The sequence below is a fragment of the Desulfofalx alkaliphila DSM 12257 genome, from assembly GCF_000711975.1.
Lineage (GTDB): Bacteria > Bacillota > Desulfotomaculia > Desulfotomaculales > Desulfohalotomaculaceae > Desulfofalx > Desulfofalx alkaliphila.
Genome location: NZ_JONT01000065.1, coordinates 1 through 1,281, shown reverse-complemented (window position 1 = coordinate 1,281; position 1,281 = coordinate 1). Strand labels below are relative to the sequence as shown.

The window sequence follows — 1,281 nt, the reverse complement described above, 5'->3', positions numbered from 1 at the left end:
AAATGTTATTTTTGCGAATATAGCTGGAAAAATAAATACAAGACTAAGACCGATATATACCATAGCGGAGTAGCTGACCGGGAGACCCTGCTTGAGGAAGTTGACTGGACGGCTTACAAAAATAAAGACCTGGTGACGGCAGTTGATGGGATTGATGAAAAGACAAGGAAAATAATTAATAAGCCGATTTCAAACCAGACAATTATTAACAAGATTAACGAGATATACGAACAACCTAAAGACTATTTAAGCCTCAAATTGTATTGCTTGCTTGGGTATCCATTTGAAAGTGATTTTTCCCCGGAGGAATTATTGGACACTATAACATCATGCTGCAGAAAGCACAAAAATAGGCTTAATATCGTTATAGTATCTCCTCATTTTATGCCGATGCCATTTACTCCGATGGAGTGTGAGCCTGTTAATCCTATTAATTTTAGAGAAAAAATAAAAAGATACGATTTTACAAAATACCAAAAAGGTAACATTAAGGTTTATTGGCCGTGGTCACTCGCAAGCAGCCCCATTAATGCACTTGAGGCAACGGTATTACACCGTGGGACAAAAGACGATGCGCCTCTGATAAAGAAGATATTATGCAGTAGCAGATACAAAGGGCTAAAGACACACAGTAAAATAGATGTGTTATATAAGGCATTTGGAGGGCTTCTTGGGCGTGTTGACAGTGTGGCAGATTACATCGAGAGGGTATACCCAACCGATGGGGCAAAGAGAAAATACCAAAAGGCGGTGCTGGCGGAATGAGGCGGGAGAAAATGGATGCAAAAAGGCGAGGTCGCAAAAAGTGGTAAAACAAACACAGGAGCCGTCCGGGAGGGCGGCTTTTTTGTTTAGACATTGACCCAAATAGACCAAGCCGTGTAGCCAAAATCATGGATGCCGGAAACGGAGGGTAGTACACACCATCGCGAGGCAGGGGCGGGGCCTGGTGTGAAATTGGATAAAGATAAAATGAGCCTCCGGGCTTTTTCTTTTTGGGGTGATGATATGAATCTATACAAAACACAGAAGTGGCAGCGACAGCGGGAGAGAGTCTTGCGCCGGGATGAATATCTGTGCCGGGAATGTCGGCGGTACGGCAGGACTACACCAGCGACAACGGTGCATCACATATACCCGCTGGAGCAGTATCCAGAGTGGAAGCTGGCCAGTTGGAATATGATTAGCCTCTGCCATGAATGCCATAACAAGATGCATGATAGAGATAACGGAGCGCTTACCGCTCTTGGCCAGAGCTGGACAGACAGGGTATCCCCCCCT

General features: G+C 44.6%; 2 protein-coding genes. Both read left to right on the top strand.

Annotated features, from left to right (window positions below):
• The coding region (locus BR02_RS0113130; protein WP_031517819.1) for a radical SAM protein at window positions 1-765 on the top strand (765 nt) is incomplete at its 5' end.
• 243 nt (window positions 766-1,008) lie between these two features.
• Window positions 1,009-1,281: HNH endonuclease (locus BR02_RS0113125; RefSeq protein ID WP_031517817.1), on the top strand; the 273-nt coding region annotated here is incomplete at its 3' end.